The sequence below is a fragment of the Thalassolituus sp. UBA6592 genome (assembly GCF_002433655.1).
In the GTDB taxonomy this organism is placed as follows: Bacteria; Pseudomonadota; Gammaproteobacteria; order Pseudomonadales; family Oceanobacteraceae; genus Venatoribacter.
In genome coordinates this window covers 1-19854 of record NZ_DJIO01000055.1, presented here as the reverse complement: position 1 = coordinate 19854, position 19854 = coordinate 1, and the positions used below count along the sequence as shown (strand labels likewise).

Here is a 19854-nt window from a genome sequence, read left to right as displayed (position 1 = left end):
ACGCTTTGCCCAGTAACGGCAGGCGCAGACGGTCGACCACCGGCGACCAGAACACTTTCACCGAGTAGGTAATGCCCACCCAGGCAAAGAAACCGATTGCGGTGCGCTCGACACCAAGGTCACGCAACCAGGCGGTCAGCGTCGTAAAGACCAGCAGGAATGGCAGCCCGGCACCAAAGCCCAGCAGACTGATGACAACCACAGGTTTACGGGTATAAATCTCCAGTGCCGGCTTCAGCCAGCCCCACCAGCCAATCAGAACCACAGAACCGCCTTACCGATCAGTCTTTGAAGTTTTTGAATGCCAGCGGCATATCGATGCTTTCATCGTTACGGTACATGGCCATCACCTTCTGCAGGTCATCACGGCTTTTACCCTGTACGCGGACGGTATCGCCCTGCAGGGAAACCTGCACTTTGAGCTTGCTGTCTTTCACCATCTTCACCATTTTACGGCCCAGGTCAGAGTCGATACCCTGGCGCATGGTGGCTTTGATTTTCATCTGCTTACCGGAACCTTCCGGCTTGCTGTATTCGAGGCAGGATACTTTGATATCACGCTTAACCATGGCGCCGGTGAGCATCGGCTTCATCTGATCGAGCTGAAATTCCGCTTCAGCGGTCATGGTTACCACCATGTCTTTCAGTTCAAAACCGGCCTGCACACCGCGGAAATCGAAACGGGTGCTGAGCTCGCGGTTAGCCTGATCCACGGCATTCTGGGCTTCGTGCTTATCTACTTCGGATACAACGTCAAAGGACGGCATAGTTCTCTCCTGCAAAATCGACTGTCAGATGCCGTCGTGGCATCCATAACGCGTAAAGACGCTATTGTAACCCGCTGTATCCCTGCTGGCACTTACAGAAAAACAAGCTAGATTTAAAAGCACCTGTGAATAAACTGGCGATGCCTTCGTATGCAAACCAAAATCACGCTGCACGGAGCCGGGGTTTACTACTTCTCGGTCACCGGTGCCAAAGACCAGCCCGTTTTTCAGTCCGTATTCGAATTTGATTACGCGGTAAAAATCCTGGCTGAGATTGCGCAGACCCGCCTGCTCGCTTATGTGCTGGAAGAGCAGCGCATGCAGTTTGTACTGCGCTGCGAGCGTGACTGGACCAGCGTGATGGATGATATTCAGACTGCCTTCGACACCATGCATGAACGCTGCTGGCATAAACGCCGGCAACTGCTGTCCGATCAGGGCGTCGTGCTGATGGTGGATGAACAGGCTTTCCTGACCGATCTCGTTATGCAATTACATGACTGGCCAAAGCGCAGCGGCCTGGTGGCCAGTGCTGAACTCTGGCCATGGAGTTCAGACCAGTATTACCGCATCGATAATCCACCGGCATGGATCGATACCGAATCCATGCTCAACCTGCTTTCGCACAGCCGCCGTAACCGCGCCCAGCATTACATTGATGTGATGAAGCAACCGGTGACTGCCACACTCGATCTGGACCATGGCAGCCACCCGGTCTATCAGGCGCTGGCCCGTGACCGCTGGGTGGACCAGCACATGAAGAAAGAAGCGCTGACCCAGTCCGCCTACAGTAACGACGATATCCGCCGTCTGTTTGATGACGCCTGTCAGCTGGTTGCCCGCCAGTTCGATATCACGGTTACAGAATTGTGCGACAGCCTGCAGCGCCGCCGTTATAACCATCTGATGCCATTGGTGGTCTGGCTGCTGCGTGAACGCGGCATCAGTCTGGAAGCCATCGCGCCGCTGGCAGAGGAAGAAGAAGATCGTCTGCAGTTGTGGCTGCGCGGTGTGCCCGCCGATCACACAGAGAATGTCCGCCGGAAACTGCTGGCACTGTGGTCACCGGAAGGCATACCGCCGTTCGCCCTCAAAGTTGCGGATCAGAAAGTCCCTCACACCGAAACAGACACTGAAAGCCTGCCTGACAGTGATCAGCCAGAGGATGCGGTGTCTGCTGTGGAGCCAGCAGACAGCCCGGTGGCGACACACGGCAGCGACGATCAGAACGGTCCGGTCAGCGCCGCTCAGGTTGTTAATCTGCGCTCCTGAATCCCGCTCTCACCTGCGCTTATGGCAGCACACAGCCTCTCCCGGCCATTAATCTGGTTACAGCAGGGCTGAGCGCTGCCATAATCTGTTCATGAACAAAACTACCGCAAAGCAGAGCATTGGCCTGCTGGGGACCGGTGCCATTGGTTCTCTGATGGCCATGCACTGGTCACAGCAGACCCTGTATTGTCTGCCCAGAACCCGGGGCGCGGGCGCCTCACTGCGGGTTCAGGATCTCAACGGCAACCTCCATTCCCTGACCCTGCCCTGCTGGCAGGGCGAAGCACTGGACTGGCTGGTTATTACCACCAAAGCCGCCGATACCCTCCCCGCCCTGCAAAGCTGGGCTGATTATCTGCCTGGGGTAAAGCGTATCCTGCTGTTGCAGAATGGCATGGGCCAGCAACAGGCCTGCGCTGACTGGCTGGCTGCCAACGGATTGAGCTGTGAACTCTGGGCCGCTATTTCCACCGAAGGTGCATACCGTATTCTGCCGGATAATCAGACTGACGATGATCTGCCGCTGACCGTATATGCCGGTGCAGGCACTACCCTGGCTGGCCGCTGGCCGGGAAGACCGGCGGCCGGTGAAGAGCCGGAGCTGCCTCCCGGAATTGAACGGCAAAGCGACATCCTGCCGCCCATGCGCGCTAAACTTGCCATTAATGCGGTTATCAACCCGCTGACGGCGGTACTGCACTGCCAGAATGGTGAACTGGTATCCAATCCGCTCTTTCTGCCACAGTTGCAGGCACTGGCGCTGGAAATCGACGGGCTTTATCAACAACTGGGCTGGGCTCTGAGCGAGCCTCTGCCACAGAAAGCTCTGATGGTGGCGCAGGCCACGGCAGCAAATTACTCTTCCAGCTATCAGGATGTAGCCGCCGGGCGCCCTACTGAACTGGACTATATCTGTGGCTATCTGCTGGACTGTGCCAGCCGGCAACAGCTGGAACTGCCGCTGACCAGGCAGCTGCTTCAGACTGTAAACAGATCATAAGGATAGGAGCCTGCCATGCTGCTGACCCGACAGAAAATCATGCTCAGCACCGTTGCGGTCTGTGCCCTGATTATCGTCATCAGCACCCTGGCTTATATCCTCGCGGCGGAACGGGTTGGCCGTGAACATCTGGCTCCCATGCTCAATGACACCCTTGCCGGACTGATTCAGATTCAGCTGAAATCCTCTGACGCAAGCCGCGAATCCCTGCAGGCCAGCCTTGATCAGATCATTCGTCACTATCAGATCGGTGAGGCCGCGATTTACAACAGCGACGATGAGCGTCTGGTGCACAGCTATCATCAAAGCCCCTCGCTGCCTGCGCACTGGTCGGCATCTGCGGAAGACGATCATTACCATGTGTATCCGCTGCAGAGCCGTTTTGGGCCCATGCAGCTGATACTGGTCAGTGATCTGTCTCTGGCGCATTTTTTTATTCTCGACACCCTCACCACCGGGCTTTTTGTCCTTTGCCTTTCCGCTCTGCTGATTTTCGTTCTGTATGCGGTGACCCGCCATTGGCAGCGCCGCCCCTATCGTCATCTGCTCAGCAGTGTTGAGCGTGCGGCGATGGGTGCTGGTCAGGGAGAACAGAATTTTATCGACAGCGCAGATCCGGATTATCGTCCGCTGATCCGCGCCCTGAATGATCTGCTGTGGCAGCATCATCAACGCACCCGCAAACTGACCGAGGCCCATGAGCAGGCGGAAAATGCGCGCCAGAGGGCTATTGCTCTGTCCACGGAAACCCGCCAGACCAACGAACATCTGGCACAGGAAATTGCCGTACGGCGCGGCATCGAAACTCAGCTAACCAATACCCAGTTTCTGCTCGATGACATCATCAACGCCATGCCATCGGCGCTGTTTGTACTGGATGAAAATCTGCACATTATTCAGTCCAATGAGCTGGCGGGCGAATGGCTGGGCCAGGCCTATCAGCAATTAACCGGTAAAGATCTGTTGCAACTGATTCCGGAGCTTGAGCCGTTTGTTGACGAGCTGCATGACACTCACAAGGGCATCCGCAAAAAAGAACGCTTTATTATCCGCAGTTTCCGTTCCGGCAAAGTATTCGACCTGATTCTGTATCCACTCACCGGACAGCAGCAGGCTCGTCAGGTACTGCGTATCGATGATGAAACCCGTCGTCAGCAGCTGGAAGAGAAAATGGTGCAAAGCGAAAAAATGGCTACCGTCGCCGGACTGGCTGCTGGCGTCGCCCATGAAATCAACAACCCGTTGGGCGCTATTCTGCAGAATCTGCAGAATATCCGCCGCCGCCTGCAACCGGGATTAAAGGCTAATCAGCAGGCGGCTGAACGCAATCAGTTACAGTTGGAACAGCTGCAGCAATATCTCGCTGACCGGGATATCACCCAGTTTATGGACAACATTCAGCAGGCCGGTGAGCGCGCCGCCGAGATCGTCAGTAATATGCTGACCTTCTCCCGTACCGAACAGAACCAGAAACTGCGCTGTGATCTGAACGTACTGATCAACGATACCCTGACCATCGCTCAGGGCGAGAAAAACCTGCGCGGCATTCTGCTCGATTTTGAACCTGCCGGACACCCGGTGGAGTGTGAAATTATCGCCGGCGAACTGGAACAGGTTCTGCTCAATCTGGTGGTCAATGCCGGACAGGTATTGCAGCCATTTAAAACGGATAAACAACATAACCAGCCGCACTGGAAACCCAGAATCAAAATCCGCGCGTTCTATCAGGGGCAGCAGGCCATTGTCACGGTAGAAGATAACGGACCCGGCATACCGGTCAACGACGTTGGCCGTATCTTCGAACCTTTCTTCACCACCAAGGACGTCGGCGAAGGCACAGGCCTGGGGCTGTTTATCTCCTGGCTGATTGTTACCAGCCACCATCAGGGCAAAATCCGCTACTTTTCTTCCCCTCTCGATGGCGCTGGCTTTGAGATCCGCCTGCCGCGCAAAGCAGGCAATGAGCAATCCTCATAATCTCTGCAGAATTATTCAGACAGCCCGTCTTGACCCCTTATCCACAAGTCTATACTCTCGCCTGCGATCAGGTGCTCAGATGCGTTCAGCGAATGAGTTAAACGGGAAGACTGGTGCGTTACAGGTTCTGTCATAACAGAACGCCAACAAGACCAGCGCTGCCCCCGCAACGGTGATCGGCCAGACTACTGACTATATGCCACTGTTCTCAGACGGAATGGGAAGGCGTCAGTAATGTCACGTAAAGGTATGTACTGTCGTTTTTAACTGAAAGTACTTAGCCGTTACGTACAGGCCGTCAGCCCGGATACCGGCCTGAATTTTGTTAACTGACGTTGCGGTGGGCGACGGAAAGCACAGAAAGCATCAGCTTTATATATCTGATTATTACATTTCTGTCTTACCGCTCCTGCTGCCATATTTTTTGCGCGGCCAATGAATTTTCCAACTCTGAACAACCTGCTGCCATTTGCTCTGTTTTCCACAACGCTGCTGTTGGTGGATAACGTCCGGGCGGCTGATGTACACAGTACAGAAGCAGAGACGGATACCACACAACTGTCTCCGGTTGAAAGTCATGGGACCCGTGCAGCACAACTGTCACCTCTGGATCTGCCTGGTTCACACAGTCGTGTTGATCTCAGCGACGATAGTGTCGGCGATCACCAGCTGGAAGATATTCTGCAGCAACAGGCCGGTATCCAGGTACGCCAGCTCGGTGGCCGTGGTCAGTTTTCTTACCCAAGTATCCGCGGCGCCAGCGGTAAGCAGTTGCAGATTGTCTGGGATGGCATTCCACTGACAACACTGAATAATTCCGAAGGTGAATTACCCAGTGTCGGTCTTTCAGCATTGGGCAGCATTGATATTTATCGTGGTGTTGCACCGGTAGAACTGGCGCCGACAGCCATTGGCGGCACCATACATCTGCGTTCAAAAGATCAGTTCGATACCCCGGCATCCGGCCATGCTTATACCAGCGCTGGCAGTTACGGTTATTATTCCGCCGGGCTGTGGCAGCAGTATCAGAATGACGCCTGGCGTTTTTTCGCCGCCGCTGACTGGATGGAAGCAGAAAATGATTTTGATACCAGAACCGATATCAATGCATTTAATAATCCCAATGAAAGCAGCACGGAAAAACGTCTGAATAACGGTGCCGATCACAGAATGGCATTGTTACGTGCCGACTACACCGGCAGCACCGGCATTAAACCTTCGCTGGTTTATCAGTATCAGAAAAAGCGCCGTGAATTACCCGGCCTGCGTAATATCCCACAAAATGATGCCTACTTTGCCAGCGAGGATAACCGCCTGTCACTGCGCCTGAATATTCCTTATTCACAACAGCAGCAGACCGACATTATTACCAGCGTTTATACGCTGGACGAAACCTACGATGATCAGGGCGACAATATAGGCCTTGGCCGGCAGAAGAATTATTACCACACCAAAGGCACGGATCTGCGTGTTAATCATCACTCAGACGCCGACAATATCAGTAACCTGCTGACGCTATCGGTACGCTCAGAAACCACCGAATCCGACTTTGCTCTGGTCAGTGATGCAACGGTTGAACTTAATTGCCTGACCGACTCCGGTTGCCCGTACGATTATCAGCGCCGACAGTATCAACTTGGTGATCGTCTCAGCGGGCATATTAACGACGCAATCATGCTGAATGGCCAGCTGAGCGTGGTGAAGTTCAGTGATACCCAACAGAATCATTACGGCATTTCTGATCAACACAATAACGAGCAATTTACCACCGGTGATGCTGGCGTAAACTTCCGCCTGAACGACAACAATCAGCTCGACGTATTAATCAGCCGCCAGGTGCGCCCGGTTTCGACCCAGGAATTATTCGGCGACCGTGGATTAACCGAGGGCAATCCGGATCTGAAATCGGAAACATCCAAAGGCATTGATGCGGTATGGCGCATGACCAGTATTTATGGCGAGTACAGCCTGTCTGCGTATCAGCGTATACGCGACAATGCCATCGTCGCCAGTGCCGACAGCCGCGGCGTAATCAAATATCAGAATCTGACGCAGACCAATCACCGTGGCGTTGAACTCAACCTGAGTATCGACTTAACCCACAACCTGACGCTCAACGGCAACAGCGGCTGGCACCGCCACACCATTGCCGAACACAGCCGTGATTTTTTTGTTGGCAAACGTGTACCGAATCAGCGTACCTGGGATAACTACTACAGCCTGACCTACCGACACGGCAATACCGGGACATCACTGGCCTGGTTGCTGCAGACAGGCGGATTTTATGAAACCAGCAATCGCCTGCCAATCGACGATAAAAACCAGATTGACTGGAATATTTTCTATCAGCTGCAGAATTTCAGACTGCAGTTTAACGCCTTTAACCTGACGGATAATCAGGTCTCTGATTTCTACGATTACCCGGTTCCGGGTCGTAACTATTCCATAAAACTTGACTACTCATGGTGATACTAATGAACAGAATTCTCCCGCTCTCCCTGGCTGTATCAGCAGCCGTACTGGCCGGTTGTGGCAGCTCATCTTCAGGCGGCGCAGCGGATCCGATCGACCTGACCGGCTATACTGTCGTTATCACTCAGGCGGTTTATGGTTCCGGCTCTGAAGTCGCTCTGACAAATGCAGGCAACCTGAGCAATATCAATCCTGGCTACTACGCCGACGTAGCCACCGATTATTTTACCGCCAGTTATGATGGCTTTTACTGGTACATTGGTCGCGAAGGCATCGACACCATCAGCAAATACGACCCGGAAATGCCCAATGCCAACTATTACGGCAACAACGGCTACTCCCTGCTGGATAACCAGCAATCCTCCAGCTCCAATGTGCACTCAATGGCATTTGTTTCCAGTGACCGCGCAATCCTGACCCGCTATGGTCAGAACACCGCCTGGATTGTTAACCCTGAGGCTCAGAACCAGTCTGATTTTAAAGTGGGAGAACTGGATCTCAACGCCTATCACGCTGCTGACGATACCGTAACGCCTTACCCGGAAATGGACGATATCGCGCTGTACGATGGTAAAGCCTTTATCACCATGCAACGCCTGGGTAACGATCAGGAAGGCGGCGGTTATGCTTATGCCCGCGCACCATACATCGCGGTATTCGATACCGATTCTTACGCCGAAATTGATACCGACGAAGAGGCAGCAGGTCTGAACGGTATCGAACTGAACATCACCAACCCGATCAATATCGCCACTGACGGCAGCAACCTTTATGTACAGGGTATTACCTATGACGGTTCTTACGCTGGCGGTCTGGTAAAAATCGATATGGATACCTATGCACAGGAAACCGTATTCGATCCTGCACTGACGTCCACCAGCATCAGCGACGTGGCCGTTGCCGGCGATAAAATTTTCGTTGTTGTCTACCACGGCTGGCAGAATAACGACCTGGCGGTTGTGAACAGCGATGGCACTCTGACCACAGTTGCTGGTTTTACCGGGATCAACATTGGTTTTATCACTTCAGGTCCTGACGGTGATCTGTGGTTAGGCCGTGGTGATGATGGCAGCAACAGCTCTGCACTGCTGCATATCTCGCCGGTTGACTACGCTGTCGTCGACAGCGTAAATACTAACCTGGATCCAATCGGCATCAGCTTTGTTGATAATCAGCTGTAACTTGTCATAACAGGTAATCATTATGGGCAACCGTTTATCAAAAATTGCGACCAAAACCGGCGACAAAGGTGAAACCGGTCTCGGCGATGGCTCCCGTGTACGCAAGAGCAGTGCGCGGGTAAAAGCCATTGGTGATATCGACGAGCTGAACTCCTGGATTGGTCTGCTGCGCTCACATCTGAGCGACAGTGACGAATTGCAGCCGTTACTGCATCAGGTTCAGCACGACCTGTTTGATCTCGGTGGTGAATTATCCGTTCCGGGATATCTGGCCCTGAGTCAGGATCTGGTGCAGGATCTTGAAGATAATCTGGAAGCCCTGAATGATACACTGCCACCATTGAAGGAATTTATCCTTCCCGGTGGCGATATGGCCGCTTCCCATGCGCATATGGTGCGTACGGTATGTCGCCGGGCCGAACGTTCACTCGTCAGTCTTGGTGAAAATGAAGCGATCAATGAACTCTGTTTAAGTTACATTAACCGCCTCTCCGATCTGATGTTTGTGATGGCGCGGGTTCTGGCCAGACGCAACAATGGTCAGGAAGTCTATTGGAAGAGCCGTCATACTCAGGGAAAAGATTCTCAAGAATAACGTCTCTGACGACCTTCTCTTATACAGTTTCTCTGAACCAAAAGGCCTGCAATTACAGGCCTTTTTTTATTCAGCTTGTGATCATCCGTAACGGAACATTACATCCCGGACTAAACCTTAAACTGCTGCACCCGCTGCGCCAGATCGGCTGTAATCTGCTGTGCAGAACGCACTGCTTTTACTGTGCCTTCGGCATTCGCTGCGGTTTGTTCACCACTGCTGCGAATCGCTGCAAGATTACTTTCCAGATCAGCAGCGCTCTGCTGTTGCTCATTGGCACTGCGCACAATCCCACCGGTTTTATCACGGATATTGTCCATACTCAGGCGGATTTCATTCAGTGTGGCACTGACCTCGCCGGAACTTTCCACGGTTTTATCCACCATGGTGCGGTTAACTTCCATGGTATCCACAGCACTGACAATATTCTTCTGCACTTCACTGATCAGCTCTTCAATCTCCTGAGCTGATCCCTGTGTACGGCTGGCCAGTGTACGTACTTCATCCGCTACAACAGCAAACCCCCGGCCCTGCTCACCAGCCCGGGCTGCTTCAATCGCAGCATTCAATGCCAGCAGATTGGTCTGTTCAGCAATGCCTTTAATGGTTTCCAGAATACTGGAAATGCTGCTGGAGTTTTCTGCCAGCCGGTTAACCGCATTCACTGAATTTGTCATTTCCTGTGATAAACCGCGCACCTGATCCATTACCCAGGTCACTACCTGATCCGCCTGTGTGGATTTCTGCTGACCATTATCCACCGCGGTCTCTGCTTCACTGGCCATCCCGGCAACATACCCGGCACGCTCCGCCATGGCAGAAATAATACGCGAAACTTCCTCCGTCTGCTCCAGCTGCACACCCACTGCATCGTGACTGCGCCGGGCGATATTTTCGACTTCGTTAACGTTAGTAGTTACCGAATCAGAAGAGGATTTAACCGCACTTAACGTGGTGCGGATACGGGCAATCATATCGTTAAAGGCATCCCGCATCTGGCCCATTTCATCTTTGCCGTTAAAACGGATTTCATGCGTCAGATCGCCGCCACTGATTTCTCTGGCGGCACCGGAAAAACGCTTAATGGTATGGCGTACAGACATATAAAAAGCGAGATACAGATATGCGACCACAGTGAGAACAGTCACGAGTACCGCTGCCAACAGCAGAATACGGCTCTGCTGAACATCAAGGCGCTGTTGCAGTCGCTGACTGATCGAAGGAAGTACCTGCTGCTCTGTTGTCTGCAGACTGACAGTCTGCTGCAGATACCATTGATCAAATTCCTGCCAGCTGCCATTCACAGATTCCGCCATGATAATTTCTTCATCAATCTTACTGCGTAACGACAGAAGCATATCTTTTACCTCAGCGGCATTTTTCTGCAGACCAGCTTCGCCCAGAGCGGAAGAGTTACTGATAAGAAATTCGGCATCCGGTTCAGCGGCAAGCAACTGATCATAACTGGTGTTCATTAAATCGTAGGTAGCGGATTGCAGGTACTGCTCATTAAATGCATAAATACCGGCACCATGCGCCAGACCGGTTCTGGCACGGATATCCGTCGTGGTATTAAGAATACCGATAAGGCGCTGAATGCTGCTGTCAGAATCCAGAGAAATCCCCTGCTGCTGCATAAACTGCTTAATAATCAGGTAAAACTCATCCACTGCAATCTGGTAGAACCGATACTGATCCCGGAACGTCGGCTGGCGGAATTCTCCGGACAGGCTCATCATCGGCAGAAATCTGTTTTTCCAGGCACTCAGCCAATCCTGCAGCCCCTCACCAGATAATGTCTGAGCGGTTTGTTCCGCCTGCGGAAATTGTGCGGTCAGCGCCTGACTCAGGGTATTTAACTGACTGTTCAGATCATCATTATTTTTATGCAAGGCCACAGACGCCAGATCGCGGAAGCGTTCAAGCTTATGCACATAGTTAAACAGGTCGCCAGAGACCGTCAGTCCATCCAGCTCCTGCTGTGTGCGCTCCACCGACTGAAAGGCCGAGTTAAATACCTGTGTACTGAGCACCACCAGCGGGACGATAAACAGGAAACTGATCAGGGTGAATTTGGCTGCATAACTCAGCTGCGACATCAGCCTGATTGCAGGCCACATAATGGCTTTCAGCATATTTCTCTCTACCGTAGTACGTGCTTGCTGCACGTGTTTATTGTTGTTTGAATGGGCAGATGTCCGCCATTCAGCGGACATGATCCGTGAACCTGGTTCACACCGTCTTTAAGGAACCTGGTTCATATATCGTTAAGAATAGACCAGCAACCTCCGTTTACGGGTTTCATGTATCAGGCAATCTGTGGGAGTTATGTAACCGTGGCCCGTATTGTCATACCTGATCCGTCGACTGTGGATAACTGAAATGGTCTGTCAGTGAGTCGAAAAGCATCTCCTCCGTCACCTGTCGTCAGACTGCATTCACACGCTGATTACCGTATAGTATCGCCCTCAGAGAAAACGCCATTCAGCAACACAAAAAAGAGCCGACGGATATGAGTAACAGCGCCGAAAAGCATCAGCAGAAAATGCAGAAATACAAAGAAAAAGTCGACGCCGCGGTCGAACGCGCACAGGAAGAACGCGGCGTTATTATTGTTCTCACCGGTACCGGTAAAGGCAAAAGCAGTTCCGGCTTCGGTACTCTGATCCGCACGTTAGGTCATGGCTATAAAGCCGGTCTGGTGCAGTTTATCAAAGGCACCTGGGACTGTGGCGAAAGCAAAGTGCTGGCTACTCTGCCGGGTTTAACCATGGAAGTTATGGGCTCAGGTTTTACCTGGGAGACGCAGAACCGCGAACAGGATCAGCAGGCGTTCGATCAGGTCTGGCCAAAAGCCAAAGCCATGCTGCAGGACCCCGAATTGCGCACTGTAATGCTGGATGAAATCACCTATATGCTGGCCTATGACCTGCTGAATTTTGACGAACTAAAGCAGGCACTGGAAAACCGCCCGAAAGATCAGAATGTGATACTGACCGGTCGTGGCGCACCAACCGCATTGCGTGAACTGGCTGATACGGTAACCGATATGAAAATGGAAAAACACGCGTTTAAAGCCGGCGTAAAAGCTCAGCCAGGGATTGAATGGTAAAGCAGTAAATCAGGCATCACGCCAATCAGCGTGATGCCTCAAACAGTTTCTGCAGCGATTTCTCATCGGCCACACCTGCCATCGGCTGCCAGTGACTGACACTGAGATTTTCGCCTACCCACTGCCTGCACAGCTTGTCGTATTCAGCACTGCTGCGGAATTCGCGGATAAAGCTGTTGACCTCTTTCAGCAAGGTGTAATTTTCTGCTTCGGCTTTTACTCCGACGGTATATTCCCAAAGGTCTGAAGCCAGATTCTGAGGCAGAAATTCCAGTTGTCCAAACCATGGGCTCTGAGGGTTCTGACAGGCCCAGTAATAAATCGGCAGATCGACCGCAAACGCATCCACCACACCTTTTGCCAGGGCATCATGAATCCAGCTCTGGTCAGTATAAGCCAGCAAATTACCCAGTTCGACTTTACCGCCGGAGCGGTTTTTATTCGCCCGCCAGCGCAGGCCGGCATCTTCCAGCGTGGCAAAGGCTGCCGGATCATTTATACAACCGAGGACTTTACCGGCAAGGCTGTGTACCCCCTGAATACTTTCATCACCTTTGCGTCTGGCCAGCACATAAGGCAGAAAAAGATACGGTTCAGAAAATGCCAGATCCTCATAACCGGGATCCGGTGGTAAGGCACTCCACATTAAATCCGCCGGTGGCTCTCCCCTTGCAGCGCCACAGTCCAGCAGTTGCGTACACAAATCCCAGGGATGTTCGATAAAAGTACATTTAACCCCCAGATAGTGGGCAAAAGCGCGTGCCATATCGGCATCGAACCCCTGCAGCTCACCGCCACCCTGGGCATGAAACGATACACCAACAAACTTGGGTTCAATGGCTACGCGAATTTCACCGCGGGCACGGATACGGGCCAGATGGTCCTCATGTCCGGCAGGAATATATTCGGTTTTACGCAGATCGCTGAAACCACTCAGCACGCTTGCTGGCTGTTCCATATCAGAACTCAGCAGCCCCTGTAATTCTTCTCCAAGACGCATGGTCCAGTCGCTGCGGTTGTGCATGCGTGACCGCGTGGTATCGCTTAATTTAACCGTCGCCTGAATTACACGGTTATTACTTTCAATTTCCTGCAGATGATCGTGCATTGAACCCAACAGGCCGGTCAGAGACGACATGGCGCCAGCCACCCGCTCATTCAATGAACCCAGTTCGCTTTCCGACTGACTGAGCATGTCACCCAACTGGTTTTCGATCTGGCTTAAATCAATCTGCTCAAATGCTTCTTTTGCACTTTCCCGCGTCTGCATGGCGAGATTGCGCACTTCATTGGCCACCACCACAAAGCCGCGTCCTGCATCACCGGCGTGGGCGGCCTCAATGGTGGCGTTCAGCGACAGCAGATGAACCGTTTGGCCGATGGAATCAATGGTATCGATCACTGCCCGGGAGTGTTCTGCTTTTTCTTTTAACTGATCCTGCAGAGCGGCAAAACGCGATGAAAAGAATTCATGCACCTCCGTCAGTTTGCGCTCCATTTCGCTGCGCAGAAGCTGCGACTGCTTATCCCCCTCCGCCAGATGACGCTGGGTTTCATCAACGAACCTGTGCTGATCTGAGGTTCTGTCATTAATTTCGCCGAGGCTGCCATCCAGCGCATCGAGACCGCTCTGCAGATGCTGCTGCAAATGGCGGATACGCTGCATAACCGCCGGTAATTGTTCAACCAGTCCCTGTAACTCTCTGGCAGCACCACGCTCCTGTAGCAGCTGCTTCAGCGCCGACGGTAAATCCGCACTGTGTTGCAGCCCGTCCCAGTCAGCGCTTTCCAATAGAGAATGCCAGCCCGGTACCACCGGCTGACTCCGTCGGAAGAGTTTCATGTATGCAATTACCCTGTGAAGTACGGCAGTACCGTTAATGATATATGTAATTAAAACTAGAGTATTAGCCGGGGTTTGCCAGCCACACTGCTCAGTTTGTCAGCATTACAGTGCATGCCAGAGGGCGTGCAGGAAGACATGCAGGATAATACCGACGGCAGCATGGCCGTGCAGGCGTGCTTCGGCTTAAAATAGGGCCAGTTAAAGGAGCAGCAGTATGGCAAAGAAGAAACAGAACCAACCTGAAGGGCTGCATGGCAGTCTGTGGCTGAACGACAGTCAGTCTGCGTTTGCTGCGGATCAGGTCAATCTGTTAATCGCCATTGAGGAGAACGGCTCTATTTCCTCTGCCGCCAAACAGGTAGGCATCAGCTATAAAACCGCCTGGGACCGCGTCGACGCCATGAATAATATGGCTCAGCAACCTTTGGTAGACCGGGCTGCTGGCGGTGCACACGGCGGAGGAACATCACTGACGGCGTACGGTAAAGAAATCGTGCGCGGCTTTGTTGCCCTGCAGCGGGAGCATGAAGCCTTTATGCGCCAACTCAGCCGCAAAGTGAATTCATTCACCGATATTGCCGACTTTATGACCGGCGGCACACTGAAGACCAGCGTACGCAATCAGTTCCGTGGTGTGGTCAGTCAGATTATTCCCGGCACAGTGAATAATGAAGTGCATATCCGCATTTCGGAAAGCAGCGAATTAGTCGCCATCGTCAGCGATGAAAGCTGTCAGGCACTGGGTATTGAGCCGGATGTACGGGTAATTGCATTGGTCGAAGCCAGCGCCATTATGCTCAGCCGCGACAGTCAGATACAGGTCAGCGCCCGCAACCGTCTGGCCGGTAAGATCAAACGCATCATTCCCGGTGCAGTAAACTGCGATGTTGTTGTGGATATCGGCGACAGCAAATCACTGAGCCTCAGCATGACCAACCGCAGCGCAGAAAAACTCGCATTGCAGGAAGGTGATGACGTGATGACCTTTTTTAAATCCTCAGCCGTTATGCTGCTGATCGAAGCCTGAAGCCCTTCAGTAAACCAGTGCCACCGATTTAATCTGCGCCCAGAGTCTTAATCCGGGTACCAGCCATAATTGTTTTACCGACAGCCGGGTCAGACGCACCAGCAGCGGTGTTCCGCCGGGACCTGCCAGACGCAGCCGCACCAGCATCAGCCCCTGACGCTCGTCATCGCGGATTTCCTCAACAATGCAGGGCAGAATATTCACAATACTGGTGTCTTTATGCTGCTCCAGCGCCAGGCTGACATCCCGCGCCAGTACCCGCAGACGCAGCGTATCACCCAGAGCGAATCCCTTGTTCTGAATCCACATGGATACATCGCCAACATTCACCCGCACCATATGCCACTCGCTGGCAATTTCTTCCACCACGCCCTGCATGACGACGCCGGACTCTTCCCCCAGATGCAGCGGCGCATCAAGGTCGGCGAGCATTTTATCCAGCGGACCAGAGCGGGTAACCCGGCCGTTTTCCAGTGTCACCAGATGGTCGGCCAGACGCGTAACTTCATCCGTGGCATGACTGACATAAATAATTGGGCCGGAAAATTCACTGCGCAGTTTTTCCAGATACGGCAGAATTTCCTGCCGCCGGTCCTGATCCAGTGCAGACAGAGGTTCATCCATCAGCAACACCTGAGGGTTAGCGATTAATGCGCGGGCAATGGCAGCACGCTGGCGCTCACCACCGGATAAACGCTCAGGACGACGCTTTAAAATATGAGCGATACCCAGTAATCCGACAATGTAATCACGCCGTTCGGCAGATAAAGGTTCGCAATTACGTTGTTTGCAACGTTTGCTGGTGTAGTCCAGATTCCCCTGCACGGTCAGATGGGGCAACAGACCGGCATCCTGAAAAACATAACTCAGCGGGCGTTTTTCCAGCGGCAGAAATGTATCCTGACTTTGCCAGACATCGCCATTAATCCGCATTTCACCAACGTGGGTTTTCTCCAGGCCAGCAATACAGCGCAACAGCGTTGTTTTACCCGAGCCTGATGGTCCGAACAGCGCGGTAACCCCTTTACCGGGCAGCGTCAGATTAACGTCCAGACTGAAGCGGGAATAAGCAGTAAAAAAGCGCAGTTGCATATCACTGCTCATAACATACCTCCGTTTAGCTGTTGCTCACGTTTTGGTCCAAAACCATAAAGGGCCAGCAGAACAATAAAGGAGAAAATCAGCATAATGCCCGACAGAATATGAGCCTGTCCGTATTCCAGCGCTTCCACGTGATCGTAAATCTGTACCGAAATTACCCGGGTTTCATCGGGAATATTGCCGCCGATCATCAGCACCACACCAAACTCACCGACGGTGTGAGCAAAGCCAAGCACCGCAGCGGTTAAAATGCCGGGCAAAGCTAAGGGCAGCACAACCGTAAAAAAACGATCCAGTGGTCCAGCCCCAAGCGAAGCCGCAACTTCCAGTGGCTGAGTCCCCATCGCCTGCATGGCGTTCTGCACCGGCTGTACAACAAACGGCAGGGAATAAACCACCGATGCAACCACCAGCCCGGTAAAACTGAATGGCAGCAGATCCATATCCAGCCATTGCATCAGTGTGCCTAACGGACCCTGCGGCCCCATGGCGATCAGCAGATAAAAGCCCAGCACACTGGGCGGTAATACCAGAGGTAAAGCGACCAGTGCCGATACCGCACCTTTCCAGCGCGAACGGGTACGGGCCAGCCACCAGGCCAGAGGAATGCCCAGCATCAGCAATAACAGAGTCACCACAACAGCTAATTTCAACGTCAGCCAGATGGCACTCAGGTCCGCAGCGGAAAGCATTCCCATGATGCTTTACTCCCGGCTGTAACCGTAACGGGCAATTAACTCTGCCACCGCATCCGATTGCAGATATTCCAGTAATGCAGCGGCAGCAGCATTACCCTCACCTTTCTTCAGCAACACCGCATCCTGACGGATTGGCTGATAATAATCCGCCGGAATGATCCAGGCGCTGCCCGAGGTGACCGCGCCATTTTCCATAATCTGTGACATGGCGACAAAACCAATACGCGCGTTACCGGTAGATACAAACTGCCAGGTCTGGGAAATGTTTTCCCCCATCACCCAATGCGGGCGGGTCTGCTCCGTCAGGTCCATTTTTGCCAGTGTCTGCATGGCAGCTTCGCCATATGGCGCAAGCTTGGGATTGGCCAGCGAGACCTTATTAAAATCGCCGCTTTTCAGCAGTGCCTGCGGATCGACACCATCGGCCGCAGACCACAGGGCCAGTCCGCCCTGAGCATAGGTGAAGCGGGTACCGCTTACTGCTGTGCCCAGCTCTTCCAGCTTGATAGGCTTAGCCTGATCCGCAGACAGGAAGACTTCAAATGGCGCGCCGTTCTGAATCTGTGCCAGAAACTTACCTGATGATCCGAACGCCAGCGTGGCTTTGTGGCCTGTGGCTTCAGCGAAATCGTCGGCGATCTCTTTCATCGGGGCAGTAAAGTTAGCAGCCACCGCCACCATCACCTCATCTGCCTGAACCACTGGTACTGCGGCCGCCGTGAACATCAGGGCAGCGCTCAGAGTCAGTTTTGCACGGCCTGTCCAGCCGGTTTTGTGCGTGTGCTTTGTCATTTCCGGAACCTCCCGGGTTTATTTCGCATTAACAGATATCGTGTTGTTGTTTTCGCTATATAAGTAACTACATAGCGCTTTTATACAGATTCCAGAGGCAAAGGAGAAGCATGAAAGTGCATTTATCCACTTTGACCACACACAGCGAAGGGACTTAGCACTGCTCTGCTCCCGCATGCTCCTGCACCCTGCGCCAGCCACCCGGAAGCCGGCACCGTAAAGCCTGCGACCACACAGACTTGAGATGGGCACTCAAAGGTCGTTGCCTCAGATTTTTTGCAAGGGGTTGTGTGAGGTGATGCATGAGAGGTTGCATAAGGTGCAGGATCGTTTCATGACATAACAGCCAGGCAGAACAAAGCGTAAAAGAAAAAGCAGAACAGCCTCGCGCCTGTGAACAGCGGGGTTCGGGTACCTGAAAACTGATCCGTGAAAAGCTATGGAGAAAAAAGAGATCCTGAAAAAAGAGCCCCGGAAAAAGAGCATCTGGGAAAACAGCACCGGAAAACTCCGCAACAAAAAACTGACGCGGATCAAATTAGTCTGTTATTTCTCCAATCATTGAAAGGAAAATTAAAACAGCACGGCAGATAAAACCGGCAAAGACCAGCCTCACCCGGAGCCTGGAGCCGTATACAAAAGCATTGCTGATGCCCTCTTTATTTCCCTGTCGGCTTTCTCTTTATGGCTTTCTCTTTATCGTTCTCTCACGGCTATCGCACGAAATGCGGAGCAGACAACTCACGATATAACTCAACAAGCATACCCTTATATTAAAGACTCATGCTGGCAAAGACAGAGAGCCTGAATACCCAGTAAACAATCCGGAAAATAATGGGTGGAAATTACCCCATTGATAATTATTACTGAAACATTGCTGCATTATTTTACCTATTGATCAGATTTTTCTGCTGTGCCTAAATACCCCGCTGCCTGTTTTCAAAACAACAACCGGAGCTGTAATGAAGCGCGTCCGCTCTCTTCCGATTATTATTCTGACAATCCTTTCTTCACTCTTTTCACTGGCGGCGTATGCCGATGAAAGCGGTCCAATCGTTATCCGTTTTTCACATGTGAGTAATGATGGCTCACCCAAAGGCAAAGGTGCTCTGCTGCTGCAGAAACTGGTAAAAGAACGTCTCGGCGATAAGGTCGTGATCGAAGTTCACGGTAACAGTGAACTGTTTAATGATACTGACGGACTGGAAGCACTGCGCCGCAATGAAATTCAGCTGATGGCACCGTCCTTGTCTAAATTCCGCGCTTACACAGACGAACTGCAGATTTTTGACCTGCCTTTCCTGTTTGATGACCTGGCCGCCGTCGATAAATTTCAAAGTCGCCCAAAGGGCAGACAACTGCTGTTAAGCATGGTTAAGCAGGGCATTGTCGGACTGGCTTACTGGCACAATGGCATGAAACAGCTGTCAGCCAACAAACCTCTGACAACACCCGAAGAAGCCGCAGGCCTGAATTTCCGCATTCAGAATTCCGATGTTCTGAAAGCTCAGTTCGCAGCCATTAAAGCCAATTCTGTGGTACTGCCGTATTCTGCCATGAGTAAAGCACTGGCTGATGGCCAGGTGCAGGGCGCAGAAAACCCATGGGCCAATTTTGATGAGCAGAACCTGCAGTCCGTACAGCCTTATCTGACGGAAACCAATCACGGTGTTCTCGACTATATGTTAGTCACCAACTCTGAGTTCTGGTACGACATTCCTTTTGAAATCCGCTCTCAGCTGGAAGGAATCATTGCTGAAGTTACCTACCAGGTGAATCAGACTGCGGCAGGTGAAACTCTCCGTCACCGTGAAAATATTGCCAACTCGGGTAAAACAGAAATCATCAGTTTAAGCGATGAACAACGCGCGGCCTGGCGTCAGAGTATGCAGCCGGTATGGCAGGAATTCAGCGATCAGATCGGCAAGCGTCTGATCCGTTCAGCTCAGGCTGCGAACTGATTTTTAACCGTAAAAAAGCCAGGACTATCCCCACTGCTGTCCCACAGTTTGGG

The 19854-nt window shown here is 52.4% G+C and carries 15 protein-coding genes, 1 pseudogene and 1 riboswitch; of the genes and pseudogenes, 9 read left to right on the top strand and 7 right to left on the bottom strand.

The features are described 5' to 3' along the window. Both B2Z72_RS05020 and B2Z72_RS05015 read right to left on the bottom strand, forming a co-directional pair. Positions 1–265, bottom strand: a pseudogene (locus B2Z72_RS05020) (hypothetical protein); the annotation flags it as partial. Positions 266–281: 16 nt separating this feature from the next. Beyond that, positions 282–767, bottom strand: coding sequence for a YajQ family cyclic di-GMP-binding protein (locus tag B2Z72_RS05015; protein ID WP_296983853.1), 486 nt, complete (start codon positions 765–767; stop codon positions 282–284). 150 nt (positions 768–917) lie between these two features. On the opposite strand from B2Z72_RS05015, the gene B2Z72_RS05010 reads away from it, so the two are divergent. The 6 genes from B2Z72_RS05010 to B2Z72_RS04985 all read left to right on the top strand — a co-directional run bounded on the left by B2Z72_RS05010 (position 918) and on the right by B2Z72_RS04985 (position 9264). Next, entirely contained in the window at positions 918–2039 is a 1122-nt protein-coding gene (locus tag B2Z72_RS05010; RefSeq protein ID WP_297004290.1) for a hypothetical protein, read from the top strand. 91 nt (positions 2040–2130) lie between these two features. Further along, entirely contained in the window at positions 2131–3039 is a 909-nt protein-coding gene (locus B2Z72_RS05005) for a ketopantoate reductase family protein (protein ID WP_296983850.1), read from the top strand. Positions 3040–3054: 15 nt separating this feature from the next. Continuing rightward, on the top strand, positions 3055–5016 hold the full coding sequence (locus B2Z72_RS05000) for a two-component system sensor histidine kinase NtrB (RefSeq protein WP_296983849.1): 1962 nt from the start codon (positions 3055–3057) through the stop codon (positions 5014–5016). A gap of 52 nt (positions 5017–5068) precedes the next feature. After that, positions 5069–5349: riboswitch (cobalamin riboswitch) on the top strand. Between the two features lie 102 nt (positions 5350–5451). Further along, complete coding sequence (locus B2Z72_RS04995; protein ID WP_296983848.1) at positions 5452–7485, top strand: TonB-dependent receptor; 2034 nt, start codon at positions 5452–5454, stop codon at positions 7483–7485. 5 nt (positions 7486–7490) lie between these two features. Further along, positions 7491–8669, top strand: coding sequence for a hypothetical protein (locus B2Z72_RS04990; protein WP_296983847.1), 1179 nt, complete (start codon positions 7491–7493; stop codon positions 8667–8669). 22 nt (positions 8670–8691) lie between these two features. After that, positions 8692–9264: a cob(I)yrinic acid a,c-diamide adenosyltransferase gene (locus tag B2Z72_RS04985; RefSeq protein WP_296983845.1), complete on the top strand. Its 573-nt coding sequence runs from the start codon at positions 8692–8694 to the stop codon at positions 9262–9264. A gap of 110 nt (positions 9265–9374) precedes the next feature. On the opposite strand, the gene B2Z72_RS04980 is transcribed toward B2Z72_RS04985, so the two are convergent. Then, positions 9375–11384: a methyl-accepting chemotaxis protein gene (locus tag B2Z72_RS04980; protein ID WP_296983844.1), complete on the bottom strand. Its 2010-nt coding sequence runs from the start codon at positions 11382–11384 to the stop codon at positions 9375–9377. A gap of 392 nt (positions 11385–11776) precedes the next feature. On the opposite strand from B2Z72_RS04980, the gene cobO reads away from it, so the two are divergent. After that, positions 11777–12376: a cob(I)yrinic acid a,c-diamide adenosyltransferase gene (gene cobO / locus B2Z72_RS04975; protein ID WP_296983843.1), complete on the top strand. Its 600-nt coding sequence runs from the start codon at positions 11777–11779 to the stop codon at positions 12374–12376. Between the two features lie 25 nt (positions 12377–12401). On the opposite strand, the gene B2Z72_RS04970 is transcribed toward cobO, so the two are convergent. Next, positions 12402–14219 carry a methyl-accepting chemotaxis protein gene (locus B2Z72_RS04970; protein ID WP_297004286.1) on the bottom strand — a complete coding sequence of 606 codons (1818 nt, stop codon included), beginning with the start codon at positions 14217–14219 and terminating at the stop codon, positions 12402–12404. 217 nt (positions 14220–14436) lie between these two features. On the opposite strand from B2Z72_RS04970, the gene B2Z72_RS04965 reads away from it, so the two are divergent. Next, entirely contained in the window at positions 14437–15249 is an 813-nt protein-coding gene (locus tag B2Z72_RS04965; protein WP_296982286.1) for a TOBE domain-containing protein, read from the top strand. A 6-nt stretch (positions 15250–15255) separates the two neighbouring features. Here B2Z72_RS04965 and modC read toward each other — a convergent pair whose 3' ends face one another. Genes modC through modA form a run of 3 tightly spaced genes read right to left on the bottom strand, consistent with a single transcriptional unit; the run spans position 15256 to position 17840 of the window. Then, on the bottom strand, positions 15256–16353 hold the full coding sequence (gene modC / locus B2Z72_RS04960; protein WP_296982288.1) for a molybdenum ABC transporter ATP-binding protein: 1098 nt from the start codon (positions 16351–16353) through the stop codon (positions 15256–15258). Next, positions 16350–17042 (bottom strand): molybdate ABC transporter permease subunit, encoded by a 693-nt coding sequence (gene modB / locus B2Z72_RS04955; RefSeq protein WP_296982294.1) that lies wholly within the window; start codon positions 17040–17042, stop codon positions 16350–16352. Before modB ends, modC begins: the two co-directional genes overlap by 4 nt. 12 nt (positions 17043–17054) lie before the next feature. Continuing rightward, entirely contained in the window at positions 17055–17840 is a 786-nt protein-coding gene (modA, locus tag B2Z72_RS04950) for a molybdate ABC transporter substrate-binding protein (protein ID WP_296982290.1), read from the bottom strand. Positions 17841–18802: 962 nt separating this feature from the next. On the opposite strand from modA, the gene B2Z72_RS04945 reads away from it, so the two are divergent. Next, the gene (locus tag B2Z72_RS04945; RefSeq protein WP_296982292.1) at positions 18803–19801 is read left to right on the top strand and encodes a DctP family TRAP transporter solute-binding subunit; all 999 of its coding nucleotides are present in this window, start codon (positions 18803–18805) and stop codon (positions 19799–19801) included. The last annotated feature ends 53 nt before the right edge of the window (positions 19802–19854 follow it).